At 65.0% G+C, this 7329-nt stretch carries 6 protein-coding genes and 1 pseudogene; 5 read left to right on the top strand and 2 right to left on the bottom strand.

The genetic code is table 11. The features are described 5' to 3' along the window. Together VML93_RS35825 and VML93_RS35820 are read left to right on the top strand one after the other, a co-directional pair. A pseudogene (locus VML93_RS35825) lies at positions 1-303 on the top strand (TetR/AcrR family transcriptional regulator); the annotation flags it as partial. Between the two features lie 46 nt (positions 304-349). Next, entirely contained in the window at positions 350-2008 is a 1659-nt protein-coding gene (locus VML93_RS35820) for an MFS transporter (protein WP_325618197.1), read from the top strand. A 319-nt stretch (positions 2009-2327) separates the two neighbouring features. Here VML93_RS35820 and sodC read toward each other — a convergent pair whose 3' ends face one another. Both sodC and VML93_RS35810 read right to left on the bottom strand, forming a co-directional pair. Next, complete coding sequence (gene sodC, locus VML93_RS35815; protein WP_325618195.1) at positions 2328-3152, bottom strand: superoxide dismutase[Cu-Zn]; 825 nt, start codon at positions 3150-3152, stop codon at positions 2328-2330. A gap of 52 nt (positions 3153-3204) precedes the next feature. Further along, positions 3205-3714, bottom strand: coding sequence for a DUF2505 domain-containing protein (locus VML93_RS35810; RefSeq protein ID WP_325618193.1), 510 nt, complete (start codon positions 3712-3714; stop codon positions 3205-3207). 126 nt (positions 3715-3840) lie between these two features. On the opposite strand from VML93_RS35810, the gene VML93_RS35805 reads away from it, so the two are divergent. From VML93_RS35805 to VML93_RS35795, 3 genes are all read left to right on the top strand, one after another. Then, positions 3841-4779 carry a class I SAM-dependent methyltransferase gene (locus tag VML93_RS35805; protein ID WP_325618192.1) on the top strand — a complete coding sequence of 313 codons (939 nt, stop codon included), beginning with the start codon at positions 3841-3843 and terminating at the stop codon, positions 4777-4779. A 264-nt stretch (positions 4780-5043) separates the two neighbouring features. Continuing rightward, entirely contained in the window at positions 5044-6381 is a 1338-nt protein-coding gene (locus VML93_RS35800; protein WP_414686534.1) for a magnesium transporter MgtE N-terminal domain-containing protein, read from the top strand. Beyond that, positions 6378-7329: NRAMP family divalent metal transporter (locus tag VML93_RS35795; protein WP_325618190.1), on the top strand; the 952-nt coding region annotated here is incomplete at its 3' end. The genes VML93_RS35800 and VML93_RS35795, both read left to right, overlap by 4 nt.

The raw sequence follows: 7329 nt of genomic DNA, 5'->3' as shown, positions 1-7329 counted from the left end.
CTGGAAGCCGCGGTCGACGTCGTTGCGACTTTCGTCGAGGAGCAGCCGCCCGGGCGACTGCTCGACCTGGAGCCGAGTTTTGCCTACCAGCAAATGGCGCAAGCGCTGCCCATGATCACCGAAGGGCTGGTGGTGGTGCTGCGGCAGTGCGCCCGCGAGCATGGCGCCGGCGCCGCGCCGCCGCCGGGCGACCTCGCTGGCGCGATCGCACGAACCGCATTGAGCCACTACATATTTCCCGATACTGACCGCGGCGCGGCCCGCAGGCAGATCCGGGCCGCTGCAGGCCTGCGCGACAGCTGACCTTACGAATCGTGCGTGCTGGGCGGGTGTCTTAGACTTCGGTTCGGTGGTGATTCAGGGTCAGGAGCGTGTCGACGGTGGGCAGCCGTCGGCATGGGCCCCGTTGCGTAGTCGCGTGTACCGCTCGCTATTCATCGCGCAGTTCGGCTCCAACATCGGGACCTGGATGCAAAGCGTCGCGGCCCAATGGTTTTTGGTGGAAAAGCACAGCAGCGACGTCATCGTGGCGCTGGTCCAGACCGCCAGTCTCGGGCCGACGCTGGTTTTGGGATTATTCGCCGGAGTGTTTGCCGACCTGTTCGACCGTCGGCGGTTGCTGATATTCCTGCAGTCGTACGCGGTGTTGGTGGCGCTGGCCCTGGCGTTGCTGACGTATCTCGGTCGCCTTGGCCCGACAGCGCTGTTGATGTTTACCGTGGCCATCGGCTGCGCTGCTGCACTGACCGGGCCGGCCTGGCAGGCGATACAGCCTGAGATTGTCCCGCGTGAGCAGATACCGGCAGCCTCGATCTTGGGCAGCGTGTCGGGCAACGCCGCTCGAGCCATCGGACCGGCGATTGGCGGCGTTGTGGTGGCATTGTCCGGCGCCGCAGCGGTTTTCGCGATCAATGCAGTTTCCTTTGCCGGAATAATCGTTGCCCTGCGGGCGTGGAAACGACCCAAGCAGATCGTCGCTCTCGAACGAGAACACTTCGGCCAGGCCATCATCAGCGGACTGCTCTTCGTGAACAACAGCCCGATCTTCCGCCGGATCCTTTTGCGCGCAGCCCTTTTCCTGCTTCCAGCCTCGGCGCTGTTGGCGCTGCTGCCGGTGGCTGCCGCCCACAGATGGCATCTGGGAGCCGCCGGATACGGTGTGGCGCTTGGGGCTATCGGTCTTGGTGCGGTACTCGCCGTCGTGTTTGCTACGCCGTTACACCAAAGAATCTCCAACAACGTGGTGCTGGCGGGCTCCGCCACTGTGTACGGCGTGGCGCCGCTGGCGGTGGTCTGGCTGCCGTTCGTTGCGGCGATTCCCATCTTGTTGCTGTCGGGGATGGCCTGGCTGCTCACGCTGACAACGCTGAACGCCGCAGCGCAGCTGTCGCTGCCGCGATGGGTAATGGCCCGCGGGTTGTCGGTGTACCTGTTGGTTGCCACCGGATCTCAGGCGCTCGGCTCCTATATCTGGGGCGCCGTCGCCACGCGGGCGGGACTTCACACGGCACTGGTCGGGTCGGCGATCGTGCTCGGCGCTGTTGCCCTCAGCGTTGTCGTGCTGCCGTTGCGGCCGTGCACCGGCGAGCTGAGCGTGGACATTTCCACCGCGTGGCCGTCGCCGACGCTCGTGTTTGAACCATGCCCTAACGACGGACCGGTGCTGGTGACTGTCCGCTACCAGGTGCCGGTCGAAAACCTCGAAGAGTTCGTCAAGTCGATGAGCGCGGTCAGGCTGTCACGGCTGCGAACGGGTGGCCACAGTTGGCGGCTGTACCACAGTGTCGGACAATCCGACACGTTCCTCGAGAGGTTTACCGTGGCGTCCTGGACCGAATTCGAGCGCCAGCGCACCGAGCGCTGGTTGGAATACGACACCGATGGCGTCGTGAAGGCGATCGGCTATACGGTCGACCGCAACCGGCAGCACGAGTACTTCCTGGCCTTACGTGTGCCCCGACAAGCTGCGCCGCAGCCAGGTCCCCAGCAGCAACACGCGCGCAGTTGAACATCGGCTAGAGGCCCGATTTGGAGGGCCCACGAAAACGACGGAATCGGGCATTCAGGCTCTGCGGTGATCTCCTTCTCGGCCAGTAACCGCTCCAGCAGTTCGTCCATACCGCTATCGATGCGGCGTGCGCCACCGAGCAAACCGCGGCGATCAGCCGCGAACAGCTCGTCGGCATTGTCCAGCTCGATCACCACATCGGTCGGCGGCACACGCCTCTTGCGTCGCAGAACTACCATCGGCACCCGCGAATACTACGTACCAGGGTGCGCGTCGAGCGTGGCGGATATGAACGCCGACCATCCAGGGTGGGTGTGGGTTACCCGCCGGGTGGGGGCACGACGGGCGGTGTAGTCGCTGTTTTCGTCTCGGTGCCCGATGTCCCCGATGTCGTGGTGGCAACCGACGAGGATGGCGGGGTCGAACTGCCGCTGGTACTCGGTACCGGAGATGTCACCGTCGCGGTGACGGTCGACGTTGACGTGGAAATGCTGGTTCCCGAACTCGGCGCGGCGATCACGCCGCACGCGACTCGCTTGCCGGCGTCGCCCGTAGCGAGCGTCTCCGGGTCGGGGCCCCCGGTGCCGTTGATCTGGTAACGCGGCGGGATGTTGCCGAAATTATCGGAGCCCTCGTGGATCATCAGCGCGGTTCCCTGACCGCCGCGCAGGTCGGCCGCGGTGAACGCGTTGGTGGTGGTGACAAGTTTCGCCGAGCCGTCCGAGCGAACCTCCAGCGAAGTCAGATCACCACTGGCGGGATGTCCGGTGTGACCGGCCACCTGGAAATGCCCACCTGCGGAAAGGAAGTCACCGTGGGCAGTGCCGCCGTTCGGGGCAACCGAATCGGGGTCACATTTGCCCACCGAATGGATGTGTAGCCCGTGGAAGCCGGGAGTGAGTATGCCGCCGGTGACGGTCTCGACGGTGATCGTGGCGTAGCCGTTCGAGAAATCGATCGTCGCGTTGGCGACTTGCCTGCCGTCCGCCGTCCGCAGCTGTGTAGTCAACCTCTCCGTCCCCGCTGGCGCGGTGGTGGTTCCGGATGAGGGGTTGGCTCCTTGCTGGTTGGTGCTACAGGCACCGATCAGGGCGACGGGAACCGCGACCAGAGCGGCAGCGAAGACGGTCACAGGCTTGGCCATGCTTCTGAACCTACCCAAATCCGTGGTCACTTAACCGGGATTCGCGCCGATGTCATGCATGTTCGGCGATCCACGTGGTGGTGAATCGATGCACCGTCGGGATGCTCTTAGCCAAACCGGCTCCGATGGACTTCTCGAGTTTGCCGCCGACCAACGGAATTTTGACCTGCACCCGCACGGCGTAGCGCAGTTGCGAGCCGTCGCTCGCGGGTGCCAACCACGCTTCGGCACGGCCCGATCCCAGCCCGCCGGTCGCCGAGACGTTGATCTGCCCCCGTACCTGACGGTCACCAATTGGTCTCCACGTCTCGCAATTCACGACTTTCAGGTCGCCGGGCACGAGCTTGGCAACCATCCCGGGTAGCAGCTGGCGGCCCAGGTGCTGGGTGACGCGCACCGTCACCGTTCCGTCGGCGTCGACGTCCAGCGAATCCAGCGTGGTGCTGGCAGCAGCGTCGCCCGCCGCGAAGCGCGCGAGCCAATAGTCCTCGCGGCCGAACGCCGCATGAACCTGTTCAACGCTGGCGGGCGAATCGGTCACGATGTCGAACGAACGTGGCATGGCTGCCAGAATACCCACGCGGGGACCTTGTGAAGCACTTCACACGCGCCCCGGACGATCAGTGGTTAAACTGACTAAGTGTTAAACTAGCTAAATAATCCTCAATCCTGACATTGGAGAATACCCGTGCCCCGCACAGACAACGACAGCTGGGACTTGGCCAGCAGCGTAGGCGCGACGGCGACCATGGTGGCCGCCGCCCGCGCGATCGCGACCAAGGCCGACAACCCGGTGATCAACGACCAATTCGCCGAACCGCTGGTGCGTGCCGTCGGCGTGGACTTCTTCACTCGATGGGCGAGTGGCGACCTGGTCGCCGCTGACGTCGACGTCGAGGAGTCCAGCTGGAAGCTCGAGCACATGCCCGCAGCGATGGCCGCCCGCACCCGCTTTTTCGACTCCTTCTTTCGGGATGCGACGCAGGCCGGCATCCGGCAGGCCGTGATCCTGGCCTCCGGTCTGGATGCCCGCGCCTACCGGTTGGAATGGCCGGCCGGGATGAAGGTGTTCGAGATCGACCAGCCGCAGGTGATCGCGTTCAAGTCCACCACCCTCGAAGGTCTTGGCGCCGCCCCGAAGGTCGAATTGCGCACGGTGGCAATCGATCTGCGGCAGGACTGGCCCAACGCCCTGCGGGAGGCCGGTTTGGACCCGAATCGGCCGACCGCGTGGATCGCCGAGGGGCTGCTGGGGTATCTGCCGCCGGAAGCTCAGGACCGATTGATGGACAACATCACCGCGCTGAGCGCCAAGGGCAGCCGGCTCGCGGTCGAAGCCATTCCGGACCGGCCCGAGCGCGACACCGAACAAGCGCGCGAGATGATGCGCAAGTCCACCGAAAAATGGCGTGAGCACGGCTTCGAGTTGGATTGGGAAGAGCTCGGCTTCGAAGGTGAGCGCAAGGACGTCGCCGCCTACCTGGACGGCCTGGGCTGGTGGTCCGTCGGTACGCCGATGAGCCAGTTGCTGGCCGACTTCGGTCTTTCGGCCTTTGGGCCCGACCCGCAGACTCACGACTCGGTGTCGATGGCCGACACGATTTACTACACCTCGGTACTGAGCTAGCTGTACCACGCGCCGGCGCACGGAGTCCGGGGCGCGAGGGTCCCAAAAATGTCGGCAAAACGGCGTTTTCTCTGTACCTATGGGGTCGCTCGCGGCTGAGACGATTCGCGCGTCACGGCCCGTATCCCCGATGGCCGCTACTCTTTTACCCATTCGTCCTGGCTAGCCGTCGTTCGCGCGGCGTACACTCTGGCGGCCCTCGCAATTGACGGGCTTGTGCAGTCTGCTCGCTAGCGTCTAATTCACGCTGATGAGGAGGGACAAGTGACCACATCAGAGACCGCGACCGGCCCCGGCGGAGTGCCGGTAATCCATCTATCCGAGCTGCTGCGGGCGCCGGTGCTGGCGCTTTCAGGCGAGACCGTGGGCCGCGTCGAGGACGTGATCGTGCGGCTGCGCGGCGCCGGCGAATATCCCTCGGTGACCGGCATCGTGGCTGGGGTAGGCGGGCGGGAGGTCTTCGTCGGCAGGAAATCCATTCACGAGTTCGCGCCGGGCCGAGTTGTACTGGCCAAGAACAAGATTGACTTGCGCGGTTTTGAGCGCCGCGACGGCGAGGTACTGTTGCGCGCCGATGTGTTGGGGCACCGGCTGATCGACGTGGCCGCCGTGGAGTTGGTGCGCGCCTACGACGTCGAGCTGGAAGATACCGGCGCCGGATGGGTGGTCGCGCGGCTGGACACCCGACGCCCACCAAGGTTGTTCGGCCTGATCAAGAGGTCAGGCGGCCATGCGGCCCGCGACTGGAAGGCATTCGAACCGCTGATCGGTCACGAACGGTCGGATGGTCTGCGTCGTCTGTCGGACCGGTTCGACGGATTCAAAGCAGCCGAGATTGCCGATCTTCTAGAGGAAGCCGACAAGGCGGAGGGCGGCGAGATCCTCGATCGGGTGCATAGCGATCCCGAGCTGGAAGCCGACGTGTTCGAGGAACTGGATCCGGAAAAGGCCAGTCGGCTGCTCGACGGCATGCCCGATGACGAGGTCGCCGCCCTGCTGGGCCGGATGCGTGCCGACGATGCCGCCGACGCGATCGCAGACCTGCGCCAAAAGAGGCGCCGGCGGGTGCTGGACCTGATGCCCGCGCCGCAGCGCACCAAGGTGATCACGCTGATGGGCTTCAATTCCGAAAGTGCCGGCGGGCTGATGAACGTCGACTTCGTCGCCTGTGCGCCGACCACAACCGCGGCCGAGGCCTTGGCGCTGATTGCCGCTGCGCGCACCGTTCAGCCGGAGGCGTTGATCAAGATGCACGTCCTCGACGGGGACAAACGTCTCGCCGGCGTGTTGTCGGTGATCACCCTGTTGCACTCTGAGCCCAGCGAAAGCGTTGGGACGCTTATGGATTCGGATCCGGTGCGGGTCGGCCCCGATGCCGACCTGACCGACATCGCGCTGTTGATGGCCGACTTCAACCTCTACTCCGTCCCGGTGGTTGACGAACAGGACCGTGTGCTCGGGGTGGTCACGGTCGACGACGTGCTCGAGGCCACCATTCCCGAGGACTGGCGCCGCCGCGAGCCCGCGCCGCGTCCGGTCCGCGATATCAGCCAGCCCGACGATCACCGCACGGCGGCGGTGCCCGGAGGTGAGGAAAAGTGACCGAAGCCGAAGAGCGCACCACCGCGGCGAAGCAGACAGCGGTGCTCGACACCGCGCACCTGGGGGATATCGAAGGGGCATTCGGGCGCATCAGTGTCAGTGAGATCGGGCATTCCCGCACGCTGAAGACCCGGCTGCTGACCCTGCTGGCAATCGTCGGACCCGGGATCATCGTGATGGTCGGCGATAACGATGCCGGCGGCGTAGCCACCTACGCCCAGGCCGGCCAGAACTACGGCTACTCGCTGCTGTGGGTGCTGCTGCTGCTGCTGATCCCGGTACTCATCGTCAACCAGGAAATGGTGGTCCGGCTCGGCGCGGTCACCGGAGTCGGGCACGCACGGTTGATCAACGAGCGGTTCGGCCGCGGCTGGGGCTGGTTCTCCGTCGGCGACCTGTTCCTGCTGAACTTTCTGACGATCGTCACCGAGTTCATCGGCATCACCCTGGCCGCCGACTACATCGGCGTCTCCAAGTACGTCGTGGTGCCGATATCGGCGGCAGCGCTGGTCGCGATCATGGCAAGCGGCAGCTTCCGGCGCTGGGAGCGGGCCATGTTCGTCTTCATCGCCATCACCCTGCTGCAGATACCGATGCTGCTGATGTCGCACCCGCAGTGGGCGCACGCGGCGAAGTCCTTTGTGGTACCGAGCATTTCCGGTGGCGTGAGCTCGGATTCGGTGCTGCTGATCATCGCCATCGTCGGCACTACGGTGGCACCGTGGCAGCTGTTTTTTCAGCAGTCCAACGTCGTCGACAAAAGGATCACGCCGCGATTCATGGGCTACGAACGCGCCGACACCGTATTGGGGGCCTTCGTCGTGATAGTCGGCGCCTCGGCGCTGCTGATGACCGGCGATTGGGCGGCACGCTCCACCAACACGGTGGGGGGTTTCACCGATGCCGGCGCCATCGCACACCTGCTCGGCCAACACAGCGCGGTGCTCG

It is taken from the genome of Mycobacterium sp. (assembly GCF_035499775.1).
Lineage (GTDB): Bacteria > Actinomycetota > Actinomycetes > Mycobacteriales > Mycobacteriaceae > Mycobacterium.
Note: the sequence above shows the minus strand (reverse complement) of the source record. Positions and strands in the feature narration are given on the sequence as shown.